This is a genomic window from Paraburkholderia sp. BL9I2N2, from assembly GCF_004339745.1.
GTDB lineage: Bacteria > Pseudomonadota > Gammaproteobacteria > Burkholderiales > Burkholderiaceae > Paraburkholderia.
This window is the reverse complement of sequence record NZ_SMGP01000001.1, coordinates 4,759,902-4,778,724: the sequence shown is the minus strand read 5'-3', so window position 1 is coordinate 4,778,724 and position 18,823 is coordinate 4,759,902. Positions and strand designations below refer to the sequence as shown.

Here is an 18,823-nt window from a genome sequence, read left to right as displayed (position 1 = left end):
GGCGACACCTTGAGCAACGCCGCGTTTGCTGCGACACTTCCCCGCCATGACCTCCGCTTCCCGTACCCGCTCCAATCCGTCGCAGGCATCGCTGTTCGGCGACGCCGCGTCCGCACCGGCCACTGACATGACGCACGCGCAGCCGCAGCAAACCAGCGCCAGCGCCGCCACGCGGCCGCCATCACTCGAGGCCCAGTTCGACACACTGCCGCCCGCATGGCGCGCACATCTCAAACCGTTCATCGAAAGCGACGCCTACGCGCCGCTCTGCCGTTTCGTCGACGGTGAGCGCGCCGCCGGCAAAACCGTCTATCCCGCCGACGTGTTCCGCGCGCTGCGCCTGACCAGCCCCGACGAAGTGAAAGTCGTCATCCTCGGCCAGGACCCGTACCACGGCGAAGACCGCGGCACGCCACAAGCGCACGGCCTCGCGTTTTCCGTGGCGCCGGACGTGCGCACGCCGCCGTCGCTGCGCAATATCTTCAAGGAAATCGCCGCAAGCCTCGGCCACGAGACGCCCCGTCACGGTTGTCTGGACACATGGGCGAAGCAAGGCGTGCTGCTGTTGAACACGGTGCTGACCGTGGAGCGTGATTCCGCCGCCAGCCACGCGAAACGTGGCTGGGAAAAATGCACCGACACGCTGATCCATGAACTGGCGATGCGCCATGACGGCCTCGTGTTCATGCTGTGGGGCGCGCATGCGCAAGCCAAGCGCGCGCTGCTCGGCGGCAAGTCGCATTACGTGCTGGAAGCGCCGCATCCGTCGCCGCTGTCGGCGCATCGCGGTTTTCTCGGCTGCGGGCATTTTGCGAAGGCCAACGACTATCTCGCGCAGCACGGCCGCGAACCCATCGACTGGCGCCTGCCCGACGAAGCGCAAATGCTCGCGTAAAAACCGCCGGCATCCGGCATCGCGCCACAAAGAAAAAACGCCACGGACCCAAGGTTCGTGGCGTTTTTCATTCCGGTGCTATCGACCGCATCGAAGCTGCGCAGCTAGATTTACGCAGCAGCGATCGCTTCACGCGCGGAAGCCAGAGCGGCGCCGGCAGCGTCCGGGCCCATGTTCAGGCCTTCGGCGTAGATGAAGTTGACATCGGTCATGCCGAGGAAGCCCAGGAAGCTCGTCAGGTACGGCGTCTGGCTGTCGTTCGGCGTGCCCAGATATTTGCCGCCGCGTGCCGACACGACGTGAACCTTCTTGCCCTTCACGAGACCTTCCGGACCGTTCGCCGTGTACTGGAACGTGATGCCGGCACGGGCGATGAAGTCGAAGTACGTCTTCAGTTGCGACGAGATGCCGAAGTTGTACATCGGTGCGCCGATCACGACGATGTCGGCGGCTTGCAGTTCGGCGATCAGCGCTTCGCTGCGCGCGGCGATCGCGGCTTGCTCGGCCGTGCGTTGCTCAGCCGGCGTGAAGAACGCGCCGAGGACGGCGTCGTCCAGGTGCGGCAGCGGTTCAGCTTGCAGATTGCGGACGACGACTTGCGCGCCCGGATTCGATTGTTGCAGTTTTGCGGTCAGCTCGTTGACGAGCAACGTCGAGTTTGCGCCTTGCGAGCGGGCTGCCGAGTTGATTTGCAGGATCGTGGTCATGGTTGACTCCAGTTGGGGCGCGCAGTGTTGCGCGAATGGAGCCATTGTGTTTTTTTACCGCCTCGGGAAAAAGCCATCCGGCGGCGACGGATCGTTGCACTGGTAGAACAATCCGCCACCACGGGCCGTTCGTTGGGACGGCCCGGATGACGATCAGCTAGCCAGCCAGCGCTCGCGAGCCTTGCGCGCGGCGGGGCGCTTGTCGCTGGCGGTGAGCTTGTAGCGCGCCACCTCCGGCCCGTCCAGCTTGACTTGCGCGGTGCGCAACTCGTCGCGGCGGAAGGCGTGAATCTCGACTTTCGCGCCCGGCTGGTAGCGCGCGAGCAGCCCGTCAAGATTCGAGCCCGTCACGCGCAGGCCGTCGAGCGCGATCAGCACGTCGCCGGCCGAGAGCCCTGCTTTTTGTGCGGCGCTGCCGTCATGAACCGCTGCCAGCGCGCAATCCGCGCCGCCGCGCATGCGCGCGCCGAGCGACGGCTTGGCGTTTTTGTCCACTTCGGGCGCGATTTCGACGCCGAACGGTGCGAGCAGCGTGTCGAGGGGCAGATCGCGCGTGCCATGGACGGCTTCGGCGAACAACTCGGCCAATTTCGCGCCGGTCGCTTCCGCAAAAATCGCCTCGATCTCGCTTTCGTCGACGCCGACTGGCTTGCCGCGATAGAAGTCACGGCCGAAGCGCTGCCACAGCAGACGCATCACGTCGTCGAGCGATTTGCGGTTGTTGGTCTGCGCACGGATCGTCAGATCGAACGCGAGCGCGACGAGCGAGCCCTTGGTGTAGTAGCTGACAATCGCGTTCGGCGCGTTCTCGTCCTGGCGGTAGTACTTGACCCACGCGTCGAACGAGCTTTCGGCGACGGTCTGCTTGAGACGTCCGCTGCCGCGCTGCACGCCGCCGATCACCTTTCCGAGCATGCCGAAGTAGTCGTCCTGCGAGATCAGGCCGCTGCGCACGAGGATCAGGTCGTCGTAGTAAGAGGTGAAGCCCTCGAACAACCACAGCAGCGACGTATAGTTTTCGACGCTCAGATCGTACGGCGCGAACACGGCCGGCTTGATGCGCTTCACGTTCCAGGTGTGGAAGTATTCGTGACTGCACAGGCCGAGGTAGGTCCGGTAGCCTTCGGTGAGCGCCTCGCGCCCTGCCACCGGCAAATCGCCGCGATTGCAGATCAACGCGGTCGAAGCGCGGTGTTCGAGGCCGCCATAACCATCGGTGACGGCCTGGGTCATGAATACGTAGCGATCCATCGGCGCTTTCTTCGACTTCGGCTCGAACAACGCGATCTGCGCTTCGCAAATGCGCTTCAGGTCGGCGGACAGACGCGCCATGTCGAGCCCGATCACGCGTCCTGCGATCACGATGTCGTGCGGCACGCCATGCGCCTTGAACGTCGCCAGCGCGAATTCGCCCAGCGTGACGGGATGATCGATCAGCTCGTCGTAGTTCTGCGCGCGATACTCGCCGAAACCGTAACGCTTCGTGCCGCGCGCCTCCGGCAGCGCGGTCGCGACGCGCCAGTTGCGATACGCCGCGCCTTCGGGCTTCTGAATATCGACCACGCACTGCGCTTCCTCATGACCGAGCGGCGAGAGGAACACGCTCGTGCCGTTGAAAAAACCCGTCGTATCGTCGAGATGCGCCGCGCGCACCGATAGATCCCACGCGTAGACCTCATAGCGCAACGTCAGCGCGCCCTTGACCGGCGCAGCCTGCCACGTGTGCTTGTCGGTCTTCTCGACGCGCACTTTGCGGCCCGCGTCGTTGAAGGCGCGCAACGTCACGATGTTGCGAGCGAACTCGCGCACCATGTAGCTGCCCGGAATCCACACCGGCAGCATGAAACGCTGGCCGGCCGGATCGGGATCGGCGACGGTCACGGTGACTTCGAACAGGTGAGCGGCGGGTTGCTTGGGAACGATGGTGTAGCGGATCGGCTTCATCGGCGGCGATTAGAAGAGGTGAGGCGGGGATGTTCGGGCTCGATGCGAAAGGAGGCGCACGTCGCGCCTCCTTTGTTCGTTGAGTTCCGCGTGCTCAGTGCACCGCGGACATTTCCTTGTCCAGCCGGTCGGCCGGCACGGCGCCGGGCAGACGGCGGCCGTCGGCGAGGAACACCGTGGGCGTGCCGTCGACGTTCATTGCGTGGCCGAGCGCCAGGTTCTTGTCGATCGCGGCGGTGTCGCACGTGCCGGCGGCGGTGGGCGCCTGATGGTCCTGCATCCACGATTCCCAGGCCTTCGCGCGGTCCGTCGAGCACCAGATCGACTTCGATTTGGCGGTCGAATCCGGCGACAGCACCGGGTACAGGAACGTGTAGACCGTCACGTTGTCGATCGACTTGAGCGACGTTTCGAGTTGCTTGCAGTACGGGCAGTTCGGATCGGAGAACACGGCGATCTTGCGCGCGCCGTTGCCCTTCACGACCTTCACCGCGTTCCCGAACGGCAGGCTCGCGAAATCGATGCGGTTGGTTTCAGCGAGGCGTGCTTCGGTCAGATTCTTGCGGGTCTTGGCGTCGACCATGTCGCCGAGCATCAGGTAATCGCCGTTCGCGTCGCTATACACAATCTGCGTGCCGAGGTTCACTTCGTACAGGCCGGCAATCGGCGACTTCGTCACGCTCTTGATCGACACGTCGGAAAGCCGCGTCTGCAGCGTGGCTTTGAGCTTGTCGGTGGTCTGGTCGGCCTGCGCGGAGCAGCCGATCGTGACGGCGGCGATGGCAAGCACGGCGGCGGCCATGCGGAAAGTTTTTTTCATCCTGAATTCCTGGTTCAATCGCGCGCCATGCGCACGCATTGCTCGTTTCCTGACGTTTCCTGTCTGACCGGAACGGCGTCCATCCGCTCATGATACCTGTGTCGCCGGCCGCGGCATGCCCGGCCGGGTGCTTCAACCCAGCGCAGCCGACACCAGCCAGCGCTTGATGAACGGCTGCGCGCCCACGAACGCCATGCCGGTATTACGCAAGACCTTGGCAAACGGACCGGGAACCGAGAAGAGTTTTTGCAGCCCGTCGGTGGCGATCATCAGCGCGCGGATGTCTTCGCGGCGGGCGCGTTCGTAGCGGCGCAGCAGCACCATGTCGCCGAGATCGCGGAACGATTCCTTGCCGGCGACCGCGTCGGCGAGCGCCGCGACGTCGCGCAGGCCGAGGTTCATGCCCTGCCCGGCCAGCGGATGAATCAGATGCGCGGCGTCGCCGACCAGCGCGACGCGTGGCGCCACCAGCCGGTCGACCATTTGCAGCGCGAGCGGGAAACCTTGCGCCGGCGTCACGCAATCGAGCACGCCGAACTGGCCGCCGGTCACGCGTTCCACTTCAGCGGCGAGTTGCGCCGGATCGAGCGCGATCAGTTGCTCCGCGTGCTCGGTGCGCGCCGACCAGACCAGCGAAACGTGGCCGTCCGGCATGGGCAGAAGCGCGATGATCTCGCCGTCCTTGAACCATTGGTAAGCGGTTTCGCCGTGCGGCTTTTCGGCCTTGAAATTGGCGACCACGCCGGTTTGCTTGTAGTCGCGCCGGTCCATCTTCGAGCCGATCTGAGCACGCACCCACGAATGTGCACCGTCCGCGCCGACCACCAGATCGGCGTCGAGCACATTGCCGTTGGCCAGCCCGACGCTAGCGCTATCCGCGGTGAAGTCCAGCGCCTGCGCGCGCGTGTCGATCCATGTGAGATTTGGCTGGAAGCGCAACGCCGCATCCAGCGCACGTTCGATCACCGACGACTCGACGATCCACGCCAGTTGCGGCACCGAAGCCTGGAACGCGGAGAAATGCAGTTCGGCGTGCGCGTCGCCGTAGACGCGCATGTCGTAGACGGGCCCGAGCCGCGCCAGATCCAGCGCCTGCCAGACCCGCAAACGCTCCAGCAAAGCCTGTGAACTCGACGACAACGCGTAGACCCGCGAGTCGAAGGCAACGCCGGCGGGCAGTGCCGCGCAGGGTTGCGCGAGCAGCGCCACGCGCAACCCGCCTTGAGTCAGCGCGAGCGCCGCGGTCTTGCCGACGAGCCCGCCGCCGATCACGGCGGCATCAAAGGTCTGGTGGTGTGCGTTCATCCGCGCATTATAGCCGCGGGGGTTGCGGGGGACGGATCGATGCACGCGGCGTTTGAGCCCAAACAATCGCGCCGATGCTCACAGGCGACCGGCGGCCGCGTGTGCCGCGTTCGCTTCGCGCAGCCGCGTGAATTCGCGGTCGGAAGACAGGAGCCGCCAGGCGCTCGCCTCGAGGTCGCCCTTGCGCTCCCGCTGATCGCCGCGCACGGCGCAGTCCGGGAAAATGCGGTCATACACGTGCCAGAGTGAATCGAAGTCGTTGGCGTCGGCGAATTGGGCGATCTGCTTTTTATCGTCCAACGTCAAACGACTGGAGAGGCAGTTGACCGTCTGCCGGTCCGAGTTCGCCTGGGCGTCGTCGAAGTTCGGCGATACCCATGACGCGATCGCGCTGCCCAACGCGACAATAGCCACGCCCGTGATGACCCATCGTATTGTTCTCATTTTTTCCTCGGATTGGGCTCTACCGGCCCTGAACCGGCGATTCTACAATGCGTTCGAGAAATTCTTACCTGAACCTTGCAATCGCCGATCGAGCGATGGGCGCCGCTTTCCCGCTGCCGCGTCGGTGCGCCGATCCGAACGGGTTACAATTGCGCTTTCCGTGAAAACTTGCGCCCGGTCGTCGAGCAACGCCCCGATCCGGTGTCTTGTCCCGCTCCGCTGCATTGTCCGCCACGCCACACGCGAAGGCTTCTCGAATCCTGCACACAGCGTCGAGCGCATCACGCAACTTACTGATTCACTGAAGGATTTCCATGAGCCTCAAATGCGGCATCGTCGGCTTGCCTAACGTCGGCAAGTCCACCCTGTTCAACGCGCTGACCAAGGCGGGCATTGCCGCCGAAAACTATCCGTTCTGCACGATCGAGCCGAATGTCGGCATCGTCGAGGTGCCGGACGCGCGTCTGAAGGCGCTCGCTGAGATCGTCAAGCCGGAGCGCATCCTGCCGGCCGTGGTGGAATTCGTCGACATCGCCGGTCTGGTGGCCGGTGCGAGCAAGGGCGAAGGTCTGGGCAACCAGTTCCTCGCCAACATCCGCGAAACCGACGCGATCACGCACGTGGTGCGCTGCTTCGAAGACGAGAACGTGATTCACGTCGCGAACAAGATCGATCCGCTGTCGGATATCGAAGTGATCAACACCGAACTGGCGCTGGCCGACCTCGCGACCGTCGAAAAGGCGCTGGCGCGCTATTCGAAGGCCGCCAAGTCGGGTAACGACAAGGAAGCCATCAAGAACGCTGCGGTGCTGGAAAAGGTGCGTGCGCAACTCGACCAGGCCAAGCCGGTCCGCGCGCTCGACCTGTCGGACGAAGAAAAGGCCACGCTCAAGCCGTTCTGCCTGATCACTGCCAAGCCGACCATGTACGTGGCCAACGTGAAGGAAGACGGCTTCGCGAACAACCCGCATCTGGACGCGGTCGCGAAGTTCGCGGCGGCGGAAAACGCGCCGGTCGTCGCCGTGTGCGCCGCGATCGAAGCGGAAATCGCCGACCTCGACGAAGCCGACATGGAGGTGTTCCTCGCCGACATGGGCATGGAAGAGCCGGGTCTGAACCGCGTGATCCGCGCCGGCTTCAAGCTGCTGGGCCTGCAAACCTACTTCACGGCTGGCGTGAAGGAAGTGCGCGCGTGGACGATCCATGTCGGCGATACGGCGCCGCAGGCCGCGGGCGCGATTCACACGGACTTCGAGCGCGGCTTCATTCGCGCGCAGACAATCGCGTTCAACGACTACATCACGTACAAGGGTGAGCAAGGCGCGAAGGAAGCCGGCAAGATGCGTGCGGAAGGCAAGGAATACGTCGTGCATGATGGCGACGTGATGAACTTCTTGTTCAACGTCTGAGTTTCTGCCTGGGCTTCGGCTTCGGCTTCGGCTTCGGCTTCAGCTTCGGCATGAGACGGCCACGGGTGAAAACCTGAGCGTTGTCGCCCGCAGCAAGTGACTTCAAGGGAGCCCGCTTTTTAAAGCGGGCTTTTTTTATTGGCCGCTAGTTTGCATTGGAACGCGCGCAGCGCAGCGGCAATGCGATACCGTCCCTGATCGCCGCCATTCTTGCCGGTGAATCCGTGAGCACCGCATCGATGCCGAGGCACGCCGCCATGCGGTAATCGTCCGCATCGTTCACGGCAATCGCGACGATGCGCACGTCGGGCTTCTGCCGGGGCGCGAGCGAGCAACCGGCCAACGCGAGGCCCGCAATCAACTACCTGCTGCCAACCGCAATGAAGAACCCAGCATCTGCAATCCTGATTAACGCACCGTGACGTAACGTACACGAATCCACGCGAGCAACTCAAACTCGTAGGCGCCGAGCAGACTGAGGCCTCGCACAGACTGTCGCCTTCAACCACCGACTGTTTCCGTTTTGTGACACCGGTGTTAAATTGCGGCATTCGGCGCCCGTCAAAAATGGTGCACGCCGCCCGGCCACCGTCGCCGGACTGTCATCGAACACAAATAGAATCGCGCGATTCGCATCCGCGCCCGTTCCAATCTGGAGACAAATCGATGAGTTTGAAGCCGCTAATCCGTTCGCTTTCCGTTGCCGCCGTATTGAGTGTCGGCCTCAGCCAGGCGGCCCACGCCGCGACTGAAATCCAGTTCTGGCACGGCATGGAAGCCGCATTGGGCGAACGGCTGAACGACATCGCCAACGCGTTCAACGCATCGCAAAGCGACTACAAGATCGTGCCGGTCTTCAAAGGCACCTACGACCAGACTCTCGCCGCCGGCATCGCCGCGTATCGCAGCGGCAATGCGCCGGCCATCCTGCAGGTCTACGAAGTCGGCACCGCCACCATGATGCAGGCGAAGAAGGCCGTGATCCCCGTCTCGGAAGTGTTCAAGCAAGCCGGCGTGCCGCTCGATGAAAAGGCCTTCGTGCCGACCATCGCCAGCTATTACAGCGACGCCAAAACCGGCGAGCTGATCTCGATGCCGTTCAACAGCTCGACACCGGTGCTGTACTACAACAAGGACGCCTTCAAGAAAGCCGGCCTCGACCCGAACCAGCCACCGAAAACCTGGGCCGAACTGCAGGCCGACGCACAAAAGCTGAAGGCGTCGGGCATGGCGTGCGGCTATTCATCGGGCTGGCAGAGCTGGATTCAACTCGAGAACTACAGCGCCTGGCACGGCGCGCCGTTCGCGACGAAGAACAACGGCTTCGACGGCCCCGACGCGCAACTGGAGTTCAACAAGCCGCTGCAAGTCGCGCATATCCAGTTCCTGCAGAACATGCAGAAGGACGGCACCTTCACCTACGTCGGCCGCAAGGACGAACCAGTGTCGAAGTTCTATAGCGGCGACTGCGGGATCATCACCAACTCGTCGGGGTCGCTCGCCACGATCAAGAAGTACGCGAAGTTCAACTTCGGCACCGGCATGATGCCGTACGACGCGAGCGTGAAGGGCGCGCCGCAGAACGCGATCATCGGCGGAGCAAGCCTGTGGGTGCTGTCGGGCAAGGATCCGGCGGTCTATAAGGGCGTGGCGAAATTCCTCTCGTATCTGTCGTCGGCGCCGGTTGCCGCCAAGTGGCATCAGGATACCGGCTATCTGCCGGTCACCACCGCCGCCTATCAACTGACGCAGCAACAAGGCTTCTACGAAAAGAACCCGGGCAGCGACACCGCCATCAAGCAGATGCTCAACAAGCCGCCGCTGCCGTACACGAAGGGCTTGCGTCTGGGCAACATGCCGCAGATCCGCACCATCATCGACGAAGAACTCGAACAGGTCTGGGCACAGAAGAAGACGCCGCAACAGGCGCTCGACGCCTCCGTGTCGCGTGGCGATGAACTGCTGCGCCGCTTCGAGAAAGCCGGCAACTAAGCGGTCGTCGGCAGGGTTTCGGTGCGCTCGCACCGGAACCCGTGCTTGCAGCAGAACCTTGGAAATCATCGATGGAAAAGCGCTCCAGCTTCGGCACCAGCCTGCTGCCCTACCTGCTCGTCGCGCCGCAACTCGCGATCACGCTGCTGTTTTTCCTGTGGCCGGCCGGTGAGGCGCTGTGGCAATCCACGCAAAGCCAGGACGCGTTCGGAACATCCAGCGAGTTCGTCGGGCTCGCCAACTTCAAGCAACTCTTCGCCGATCCGCTCTATCTTTCGTCGTTCTATACGACGCTGATCTTCTGCGCGCTCGTCACGGTGTCGGGGCTCGTGATCTCGCTGCTGCTCGCGGTCTGCGCCGATCGCGTGACGCGCGGCGCCAAGACTTATCAAACGCTGTTGATCTGGCCGTACGCGGTCGCGCCCGCGATCGCCGCCGTGCTGTGGTCGTTCCTGTTCAACCCGAGCATCGGCCTCGTCACCTACGCGCTGGCCAAGTACGGCATCGTGTGGAATCACGCGCTGAACGCGGGCCAGGCGATGTTCCTCGTGGTGCTCGCGTCCGTCTGGAAGCAGGTCAGCTATAACTTTCTGTTCTTCTATGCGGGCTTGCAGGCGATTCCGCGCTCGCTCATCGAAGCGGCGGCGATCGACGGCGCCGGTCCGGTGCGGCGCTTTTTCGGCATCGCACTACCGCTCCTGTCGCCGACCAGTTTCTTCCTGCTGGTGATCAACATCACCTATGCATTCTTCGACACCTTCCCGGTGATCGACGCCGCCACCGGCGGCGGTCCCGCGCAAGCCACCCGCACGCTGATCTACAAGATCTTCGCCGAAGGTTTTCAGGGGCTCGACATCGGCAGTTCCGGCGCGCAGTCGGTGATCCTGATGGTGATCGTCGTCGCGTTGACGGTCGTGCAATTTCGCTTCATCGAACGCAGGGTTCAATACTCATGATCGAGAACCGCCGCGGTTTCGACCTCTTCTGCCACGCGGTGCTGATTCTGGGCGTCGTGCTGGTGGTGTTTCCGGTGTACGTCGCGTTCTGCGCGGCGACCATGAGCGAGCACGAAGTGTTCAGCGTGCCGCTTTCGCTGGTGCCGAGCACGCATCTGTTCGAGAACATCGCGACCGTCTGGTCGCAAGGCAGCGGCAACGCGGCGGCGCCGTTCGGCCGCATGCTGTTCAACAGCCTCGTGATGGCGCTGGTGATTTCGATCGGCAAGATCGCCGTGTCGATGATCTCCGCGTACGCGATCGTGTTCTTCCGTTTCCCGTTTCGCAACCTCGCGTTCTGGCTGATCTTCATTACGCTGATGCTGCCGGTCGAAGTGCGGATCTTTCCGACCGTGCAAGTCGTGTCGTCGATGCATCTGAGCAATACGTATAGCGGTTTGACGTTGCCACTGATCGCCTCGGCCACCGCAACCTTCCTGTTCCGCCAGTTCTTCATGACGCTGCCGGACGAATTGATGGAAGCCGCGCGCATCGACGGCGCCGGCGCCATGCGGTTCTTCTGGGACGTCGTCTTGCCGCTGTCGAAGACGAACATGGCTGCCCTGTTCGTGATCACGTTCATCTACGGCTGGAATCAGTACCTGTGGCCGATTCTGATCACGAGCCAGCAATCGCTGACCACGGCCGTGGTCGGCATCAAAAGCATGATCGCGTCGGGCGACACCGCGACCGAATGGCATCTGGTAATGACCGCAACGCTGCTCGCCATGCTGCCGCCGCTCGCAGTCGTGCTGACGATGCAGCGCTGGTTCGTGCGCGGACTCGTGGACGCGGAGAAGTAAGCGGCGCCCGTTTGAGCGAGCTTCTTCCGGCATTGAAATCACAACACCGCGCGATCCGCGGCACGTAACGAAAGGCTAAAACGGCATGGCTGCACTGACTCTGCAAGGCGTGAAAAAAACCTACGACGGCAAACAGTTCGTGTTGCACGGCATCAACGTGGACGTCGCCGACGGCGAGTTCGTCGTGATGGTCGGCCCGTCCGGTTGCGGCAAATCGACCTTGCTGCGGATGGTGGCGGGACTCGAGCGCATCTCCGATGGCAATATTTCGATCGCCGGCAAAGTGGTCAATCAGCTTGAGCCGAAGGATCGCAACATCGCGATGGTGTTCCAGAACTATGCGCTGTATCCGCATATGAGCGTGGCCGAGAACATGGGCTATGCGCTGAAGATCGCGGGTGTCGAGCGTGCGCAGATCGAAAAGCGCGTGCAGGCCGCCGCGCAGATTCTCGAACTCGAAGCGCTGTTGCAGCGCAAGCCGCGCGAGCTATCCGGCGGGCAACGCCAACGTGTCGCGATGGGGCGCGCGATCGTGCGCGAGCCGGCCGTGTTCCTGTTCGACGAACCGTTGTCGAATCTCGACGCGCGCTTGCGCGTGCAGATGCGGCTCGAAATCCAGCGCCTGCATGCGCGGCTTGCAACGACGAGTCTGTACGTGACGCACGATCAGATCGAAGCGATGACGTTGGCCCAGCGTGTGATCGTGATGAACAAGGGCCACGCCGAGCAGATCGGTGCGCCGACCGATGTCTATGAACGGCCCGCCACGGTGTTCGTAGCGAGCTTCATCGGTTCGCCGGGGATGAATTTGCTGGAAGGCCGCGTGTCGGATGACGGCTCAGTTTTTGAAGTGGCTGGGAACGGTCCGAAGCTGCCGTTGGCCGACGTCGCATCGATCGGCCGGGAAGTCGCCAAAGGACGCGAGTGGACGCTCGGCATTCGTCCGGAACACATGAGCCCGGGCCAGGCGGATGCGCCGCACGCGACGCTCACCGTCGATTCCTGCGAATTGCTCGGCGCGGACAATCTCGCGCACGGCCGCTGGGGCAAGCACGACGTGACGGTGCGTTTGCCGCACGCGCATCGGCCCGCGGCAGGCGAGGCGCTGCAAGTGGCGCTGCCCGCGCGGCATCTGCATTTCTTCGATCCGGCGAGCGGACGGCGCGCGAATTGAAGTGCTCGCAAAGCGCGCGTGAGGTCAGAATAACAAGCACTCGAAAGACCATGACAGGCATGATTCGTAACACCTTGCGCGCCTGCACGGCAGCTGCCGCGGCGCTGTTGTTCACCGTGTCCTCCGCGTTCGCGTATGTCGCACCGGGCACCACGCCCGACGAAGCGAACCTCAGCAATCACAACACCTATACGAATCGCGACGGCAACACGGTGCACGCGCCAGCCCGCTCCTTATCCGGCAAGGCGCCGGAAGGCGCGACCGCGCGCTGCCGCGATGCCACGTACAGCTTCAGCCGGCATCGCAGCGGCACGTGTTCGCGGCATGACGGTGTCGCGGATTGGCTCTGATCATCCGAGCGGGCCCTGGCCGGACGGACACCCACTGCCGTCCGGCGCCCCTGCCGAAGTACAATGCCACCTGAAGAACCCGCCCGCGCGCGGGGCGCCGCGAAGTTCGACGCCATGCTTCACGCCGCGCCGGCCGGCGCCGGGCGCTCCGCCCGGCCATGACACCGATTACCCATCCACCCACGATCGCCCGCCCCTACGCGGCCGGCGTCGTCAACGTCTATTGCAAGCAAATGGCCCAATACGTCTTCACCATGAACCGGGTCGGCAAGATCGTGCCGCCCAAGCGTCAAATCCTGAAAGACATCTCGCTGTCGTTTTTCCCCGGCGCGAAGATCGGCCTGCTCGGCCTGAACGGCTCGGGCAAGTCGACGCTGATCCGCATCATGGCCGGTGTGGACAAGGACATCGAAGGCGAAGCCACGCCGATGCCGAACCTGAACATCGGCTATCTGCCGCAGGAACCGCAACTCGATCCGAACAAGACAGTGCGTGAAGCGGTCGAGGAAGGTCTCGGCGACGTGTTCAACGCGCAAAAGAAGCTCGACGAAATCTACGCGGCCTACGCCGAACCGGACGCCGACTTCGACGCGCTCGCCGCCGAACAGGCGAAGTACGAAGCGATCCTCGCCACCTCCGACGGCGGCAACGCCGAGCAGCAGATCGAAATCGCCGCCGACGCGCTGCGCCTGCCGGCCTGGGACGCGAAGATCGAACATCTGTCGGGCGGCGAAAAGCGTCGCGTCGCGCTGTGCAAGCTACTGCTCGAAAAGCCGGACATGCTGCTGCTCGACGAGCCGACCAACCACCTGGATGCGGAATCGGTCGACTGGCTCGAACAGTTCCTCACGCGCTTTCCGGGCACCGTGGTCGCCGTGACCCACGATCGCTACTTCCTCGATAACGCCGCCGAGTGGATTCTCGAACTCGACCGCGGCCACGGCATTCCGTGGAAGGGCAACTACAGCAGCTGGCTCGACCAGAAGGAAGAGCGCCTGAAGCAGGAAGAATCGTCGGAGTCGGCGCGTCAGAAGGCGATCAAGAAAGAACTGGAGTGGGTGCGCCAGAACCCGAAGGGCCGTCAGGCGAAGTCGAAGGCGCGTATCGCCCGCTTCGAGGAACTGAACAGCCAGGATTACCAGAAGCGCAACGAGACCTCGGAAATCTTCATCCCGGTCGGCGATCGTCTGGGCAATGAAGTGATCGAGTTCAAGAATGTCAGCAAGTCGTATGGCGACCGTCTGCTGCTCGACAACGTCAGCTTCAAGGTTCCGGCGGGCGCGATCGTCGGCATCATCGGGCCGAACGGCGCGGGTAAGTCGACACTGTTCCGCATGCTGACCGGGCGCGAACAGCCGGATTCGGGCGAGATCGTGCAAGGCCCGACCGTCAAGCTCGCGTACGTGGATCAAAGCCGCGACGCGCTGGACGGTTCGAAGACCGTGTTCGAGGAAATCTCCGGCGGCGCCGACGTGCTGACAGTCGGCAAGTACGAAACGCCGTCGCGTGCGTACATCGGCCGCTTCAACTTCAAGGGCGGCGACCAGCAGAAGGTGGTCGGCAACCTGTCGGGCGGTGAGCGCGGCCGGCTGCACCTGGCCAAGACGCTGATCGCGGGCGGCAACGTGCTGCTGCTCGACGAACCGTCGAACGATCTGGACGTCGAAACGCTGCGCGCGCTCGAAGACGCCTTGCTCGAGTTCGCCGGCTCGGTGATGGTCATCTCGCACGATCGCTGGTTCCTCGACCGGATCGCCACGCACATCCTCGCGTTCGAAGGCGATTCGCAAATCACGTTCTTCGACGGCAACTACCAGGAATACGAAGCGGACAAGCGCGCTCGTCTGGGTGAAGAAGCGGCGCGTCCGAAGCGTCTGCGTTACAAGCCGATCACACGATAAGCTGAGACCGGCTGGCCTGCGCGTTGGCTGGGCTGACGCGCAGGCCGCCTCGACGGCCGTTTTTCAAGGCACTCGAGCGTGGCGTGCGCCGCAAACACCTGGCGTCGACGGTATGAGCGGTAGGGCACACGCATTGCGTGTCATGGCGTGATACACGTCATCGCGGCGAGACGCGTGCATTCCTCGTTCCGCCCGGACGAACATCTCTAGGCGCGCCCACCCGATGAGCGCACAAGGCCGATCACTGCCACGCCGCGCGCCACGCGGTGACGAGGAGGCAAGCATGGCGATGTCGAAGGGCAAGCGCTGGGCCGTCGCCGTGGGCGGCGTGCTGCTGGTGCTGATCGTCGTCGTGGTTGGCGCCTTGCAGTTCGCGCAACGCGAGGTCAAGGAGCGCGTGATCGCGGCGCTCGGTCCCTTGGGCAGCGCCGAAACCATCGACGTCGGCCTCACCTCGGTTCATCTCACCAACGTTCTTCTCAAAGCGCCGCCCGGTTGGCCGGCCGGCGATCCGCTACGGGCGGACGAAATCACCGTCACGCCCGATATTCGCGATCTGATCGCGCGGCGCATGCATATCCGTAGCGTCGTGGTGCGCGGCTTCGATATCGCCGTGCTGCGCACCAAAGACGGCACGATTCGCTTGATGCCGAATCTGCGGGAATCGGTGAACCGATACGACATCGAAGCCAGCGGCGCGGCGGCGTCCACGCCCCGCGAAAAGCAGGTCGATCACATCAGCTTCGAGCAGGGCAACTTCCACTTCTACGACATGACGGTTGGGCCGCCGCCGTTCAAAGTGACGGTCAGCAATGCCAACGCGACCGTCGACAATCTGCACCTGCCCGCCCTCACTGAGCCGACCAACGTCAATGTCACGGGCTCGATCAAAGGCCCGGCGCATACGGGCACCGTGTCGTTCGCCGGCTGGATCAAGATCGCCAGCAAGGATTCGCAGACCACCAGCAAACTGCGCGGCGTCGACATCGTGATGCTCGACCCGTACCTGATCAAAAAGGCCGGCACCAAGGCGCAAGTGACCGGCGGCACGATTGACCTGACGGTCGACTCGACGGTACGCAACTATCAGTTGCACGCACCCGGCACGGTGACGGTCCACAATCTGCAGCTCGCCGACACCGGCAACCCGCTCGACACCTTCATGTCGATTCCGACCAAGGCTGCGGTCGCCGCGCTCAAGTCGCACAACGGCGACATCACGTTGCATTTCGTGCTGGATGGGAATTTGCGCGACCCGAAATTCTCGGTGCAGGAAGGCCTGATGAAGCGCATCGGCACCGGCTTTGCGAAGGCGCTCGGAGTGAGCGTCGAGGGCGTGGCAAAGGGCGCGGGGGAAACTGTGAAAGGCTTAGGGAACGCGTTGAAAAATCTGCTTGGGCAGTAGGCCGGGGCAAAACTGCGTCGATGCGGGCAGAGTTAAAGCAGCGCCGTTGGAGCGCGGCCGCGCCGCTTTGCTGCCAGAAACGCACGAGCTTCGAACTGCTGGCCCAAGCTCGCGCAGTCTCCCTTCAATTTGCGAGACGCGCTGAAACTGGAACGCAGCTGCCTCGCTATCTCTTCGGAACCGTCCCAGCCTTAAACCGGCAGCCCCAACTCGCGCAGTTTCGCTTCGGTTCGCGCGGCGCTGGTGTGATGCACGCCGTGCCAGCCGAGCGCGGTTGCGGCCTCCGCGTTCTTCAGGTTGTCGTCAATGAAGACGAGTTCGCCGGGCTCGATGCCCGGCATTTGCGCCTCGATCCGTTCGCGCATGGCCGCGAAAATGGCCGGATCTGGCTTCACCATCTTCACTCGCCCCGAGACGACGATGTCGCGAAACCGCCGCAGCACCGGGTAATGCTCCCACGCATACGGAAATGTCTCCGCCGACCAGTTGGTCAGCCCGAAGAGCGGCACCTCGGCCGCTTCGAGCTTTTCCATGATCGCCACACCCTCTTCCAGCACGCCGGCCACCATGTCGTGCCAGCGTTCGTAGAACGCGCGGATCAGCGCTTCGTGATCGGGAAACTTCGCAACCAGTTCCGCGGTGGCCTCGACGATCGGCTGGCCGCCGTCCTGACGGATCACCCAGTCCATCGAGCAGACGTGAGTCAGGAACCAGCGGCGCGCGGTCTCGTCAGGGATCAGTTCCCGATACAGATACTCCGGGCTCCAGTCGATCAGCACGCCGCCGAAATCGAACACCACTGCCTTGATGGCCATGCACTCTCCGTAAGCTGATTTCCGATCGCGATCAGATGGGTTGCGTGCGCAACTCCAACCACGCTTTGGCGTCGCCGGACACGTGCGGCGTCAGGCGAGTACGCACGGTCTCGTGATACGCGTTCAGCCACGCGCGTTCGTCCTCGCGCAGCAGCGACAGATCGAGGCAGCGCGTGTCGATCGGGCACAGCGTCAACGTCTCGAACTTGAGGAAATCGCCGAACTCGGTTTGACCGGCCGGCACGTTCAGCACGAGATTCTCGATCCGTACGCCCCATTTGCCCGGACGGTAAATGCCCGGTTCGACCGAGGTGATCATGCCTTCTTCCATCGCGGTCCACGGTTCGGCCGGCGCGTAGTGCGAAATCACCTGCGGGCCTTCGTGCACGTTCAGGAAATAGCCCACGCCGTGGCCGGTGCCGTGACCGTAATCGGCGCCGGCTTCCCAGATCGGCGCGCGGGCGATCGCGTCGAGCATCGGCGAACGGATGCCGCGCGGGAACTGCGCGCGCGACAACGCCATGGTGCCCTTCAGCACGATCGTGAAATCGCGTCGCTGCGCTTCGCTGACGGTGCCGATCGGCACCACGCGCGTGATGTCGGTCGTGCCGCTCAGATACTGCGCGCCGGAATCGATCAGCAACAGGCCGTTGCCTTCGATCACCGAATGCGATTCCTGGGTGGCGCGGTAGTGCGGCATCGCGCCGTTCGCGTTGAAGCCGGCGATCGTCGCAAAGCTCAGCGACACGAAACCCGGACGGCGCGCGCGAGCCGCCGTCAGACGCTCGTCGATGGTGAGTTCGGTGATCGTCTCGCGGCCCAGCGCCCCTTCGAACCACGCGAAAAATTCCGCCAGCGCCGCGCCGTCCTGTTCCATCGTCTCGCGCACATGCTCGGCTTCCGCCGCGGTCTTGCGCGATTTGAAGAAGGTGGACGGATTGACGGCTTCGACCACCGTAACCGTCGACGGCACGGATTGCAGCGAGCCGAACGTGATGCGGCGCGGGTCGATCAGCAGCGTGCTGCCGGCGGGCAGCGCGGCCAGCGCGTCCGCGGCCTTCGCATACGGCTCGACGCTGATATTGTCTTTCGCCAGCGCATCGGCCAACGCCTGCGGCACTTTGCCGTCGGCGACGAACAGCGACGCGTGGTCGACACCGATCAGCGCGTGGGCCACGAACACCGGGTTGTAGCTGACGTCGGCGCCGCGCAGATTCAGCAGCCACGCGAGGTCGTCGAGCGTGGAGATGAAGTGCCATTGCGCGCCTTTGTCCGCCATTGCGCGGCGAATTTGCGCGAGCTTGTCCGACCGGGCGACGCTCGCATGCGGCGCGGCGTGCTCGAACACGGCGGCCGCCGGCAGCGACGGACGCTGCGGCCAGATCGCGTCGAACAGATCGACGTCGGTGCGCAGTTGCACGCCGCGCGCGCTCAGCGCCTGGCTCAAGGCCCGCGCCGCCGCCACGCCGAGCACGGCGCCGTCCACGCCGACCGTGGCGCCTGCCGGCACGTTCTGAGCGAGCCATTCGAAATGCGGCACGGTCTGCTGGCCGCCGGTCATCTTCATCAACTGAACGCCGGTGCCGGCTAGTTGCGCATTGGCCTGTTCCCAATAACGGCTGTCTGTCCAGACGCCGGCGAAGTCCGCGGTCACGACCAGCGTGCCGGCCGAGCCGGTGAAGCCGGACAGCCACTGCCGGCCTTGCCAGCGCCCAGGCAGATACTCGGACAGATGCGGGTCGGCGGACGGCACCAGGTAGGCGGCGACGCCTTCGCGCGCCATTGCGTTGCGCAAGGTGGCAAGACGTTCGGGAATGGAGGAAGTTTCGGGGAGTCGGGCATTCATCGGAGTCACCTGCAAATA

16 protein-coding genes and 1 pseudogene are annotated in these 18,823 nt (G+C 63.7%); 9 read left to right on the top strand and 8 right to left on the bottom strand.

Annotated features, from left to right (window positions below; translation table 11 throughout):
• Nucleotides 1-46: 46 nt before the first annotated feature.
• The gene (locus tag B0G74_RS21920) at nucleotides 47-895 is read left to right on the top strand and encodes a uracil-DNA glycosylase (RefSeq protein ID WP_132376789.1); all 849 of its coding nucleotides are present in this window, start codon (nucleotides 47-49) and stop codon (nucleotides 893-895) included.
• A 110-nt stretch (nucleotides 896-1,005) separates the two neighbouring features.
• On the opposite strand, the gene B0G74_RS21915 is transcribed toward B0G74_RS21920, so the two are convergent.
• The 5 genes from B0G74_RS21915 to B0G74_RS21895 all read right to left on the bottom strand — a co-directional run bounded on the left by B0G74_RS21915 (nucleotide 1,006) and on the right by B0G74_RS21895 (nucleotide 6,115).
• Nucleotides 1,006-1,602 (bottom strand): NAD(P)H-dependent oxidoreductase, encoded by a 597-nt coding sequence (locus B0G74_RS21915; RefSeq protein ID WP_132376788.1) that lies wholly within the window; start codon nucleotides 1,600-1,602, stop codon nucleotides 1,006-1,008.
• A gap of 153 nt (nucleotides 1,603-1,755) precedes the next feature.
• The gene (locus B0G74_RS21910) at nucleotides 1,756-3,546 is read right to left on the bottom strand and encodes a PDZ domain-containing protein (protein WP_132376787.1); all 1,791 of its coding nucleotides are present in this window, start codon (nucleotides 3,544-3,546) and stop codon (nucleotides 1,756-1,758) included.
• A gap of 94 nt (nucleotides 3,547-3,640) precedes the next feature.
• The gene (locus tag B0G74_RS21905) at nucleotides 3,641-4,366 is read right to left on the bottom strand and encodes a DsbC family protein (protein WP_132376786.1); all 726 of its coding nucleotides are present in this window, start codon (nucleotides 4,364-4,366) and stop codon (nucleotides 3,641-3,643) included.
• 132 nt (nucleotides 4,367-4,498) lie between these two features.
• Entirely contained in the window at nucleotides 4,499-5,671 is a 1,173-nt protein-coding gene (locus B0G74_RS21900; RefSeq protein ID WP_132376785.1) for a UbiH/UbiF family hydroxylase, read from the bottom strand.
• 78 nt (nucleotides 5,672-5,749) lie between these two features.
• The gene (locus B0G74_RS21895) at nucleotides 5,750-6,115 is read right to left on the bottom strand and encodes a hypothetical protein (protein ID WP_132376784.1); all 366 of its coding nucleotides are present in this window, start codon (nucleotides 6,113-6,115) and stop codon (nucleotides 5,750-5,752) included.
• 314 nt (nucleotides 6,116-6,429) lie between these two features.
• Between B0G74_RS21895 and ychF the strand changes: the two genes are divergently transcribed.
• Nucleotides 6,430-7,524: a redox-regulated ATPase YchF gene (ychF, locus tag B0G74_RS21890; protein ID WP_132376783.1), complete on the top strand. Its 1,095-nt coding sequence runs from the start codon at nucleotides 6,430-6,432 to the stop codon at nucleotides 7,522-7,524.
• Between the two features lie 145 nt (nucleotides 7,525-7,669).
• On the opposite strand, the pseudogene B0G74_RS21885 reads toward ychF, so the two are convergent.
• Nucleotides 7,670-7,843, bottom strand: a pseudogene (locus B0G74_RS21885) (glycerophosphodiester phosphodiesterase); the annotation flags it as partial.
• Between the two features lie 347 nt (nucleotides 7,844-8,190).
• On the opposite strand from B0G74_RS21885, the gene ugpB reads away from it, so the two are divergent.
• From ugpB to B0G74_RS21850, 7 genes are all read left to right on the top strand, one after another.
• Nucleotides 8,191-9,516, top strand: coding sequence for a sn-glycerol-3-phosphate ABC transporter substrate-binding protein UgpB (ugpB, locus tag B0G74_RS21880; RefSeq protein WP_132376782.1), 1,326 nt, complete (start codon nucleotides 8,191-8,193; stop codon nucleotides 9,514-9,516).
• 71 nt (nucleotides 9,517-9,587) lie between these two features.
• Nucleotides 9,588-10,472 carry a sn-glycerol-3-phosphate ABC transporter permease UgpA gene (ugpA, locus tag B0G74_RS21875; protein WP_012434461.1) on the top strand — a complete coding sequence of 295 codons (885 nt, stop codon included), beginning with the start codon at nucleotides 9,588-9,590 and terminating at the stop codon, nucleotides 10,470-10,472.
• Nucleotides 10,469-11,314: a sn-glycerol-3-phosphate ABC transporter permease UgpE gene (gene ugpE / locus B0G74_RS21870; protein WP_007180267.1), complete on the top strand. Its 846-nt coding sequence runs from the start codon at nucleotides 10,469-10,471 to the stop codon at nucleotides 11,312-11,314. The genes ugpA and ugpE overlap by 4 nt, the downstream gene beginning before the upstream one ends.
• Before the next feature lie 85 nt (nucleotides 11,315-11,399).
• Nucleotides 11,400-12,488: a sn-glycerol-3-phosphate import ATP-binding protein UgpC gene (locus tag B0G74_RS21865; RefSeq protein ID WP_132376781.1), complete on the top strand. Its 1,089-nt coding sequence runs from the start codon at nucleotides 11,400-11,402 to the stop codon at nucleotides 12,486-12,488.
• Between the two features lie 50 nt (nucleotides 12,489-12,538).
• Complete coding sequence (locus B0G74_RS21860; RefSeq protein ID WP_132376780.1) at nucleotides 12,539-12,838, top strand: DUF3761 domain-containing protein; 300 nt, start codon at nucleotides 12,539-12,541, stop codon at nucleotides 12,836-12,838.
• Between the two features lie 233 nt (nucleotides 12,839-13,071).
• Nucleotides 13,072-14,739 (top strand): energy-dependent translational throttle protein EttA, encoded by a 1,668-nt coding sequence (gene ettA / locus B0G74_RS21855; RefSeq protein WP_132377022.1) that lies wholly within the window; start codon nucleotides 13,072-13,074, stop codon nucleotides 14,737-14,739.
• A gap of 283 nt (nucleotides 14,740-15,022) precedes the next feature.
• Nucleotides 15,023-16,144 (top strand): DUF748 domain-containing protein, encoded by a 1,122-nt coding sequence (locus B0G74_RS21850; RefSeq protein WP_132376779.1) that lies wholly within the window; start codon nucleotides 15,023-15,025, stop codon nucleotides 16,142-16,144.
• A gap of 191 nt (nucleotides 16,145-16,335) precedes the next feature.
• Here the strand turns inward: B0G74_RS21850 and B0G74_RS21845 are convergent, their stop codons facing one another.
• Nucleotides 16,336-16,959, bottom strand: a complete 624-nt coding sequence (locus B0G74_RS21845) for an HAD family phosphatase (RefSeq protein WP_132376778.1) — start codon at nucleotides 16,957-16,959, stop codon at nucleotides 16,336-16,338.
• A gap of 31 nt (nucleotides 16,960-16,990) precedes the next feature.
• Complete coding sequence (locus B0G74_RS21840) at nucleotides 16,991-18,805, bottom strand: aminopeptidase P family protein (protein ID WP_132376777.1); 1,815 nt, start codon at nucleotides 18,803-18,805, stop codon at nucleotides 16,991-16,993.
• Nucleotides 18,806-18,823 lie beyond the last annotated feature (18 nt).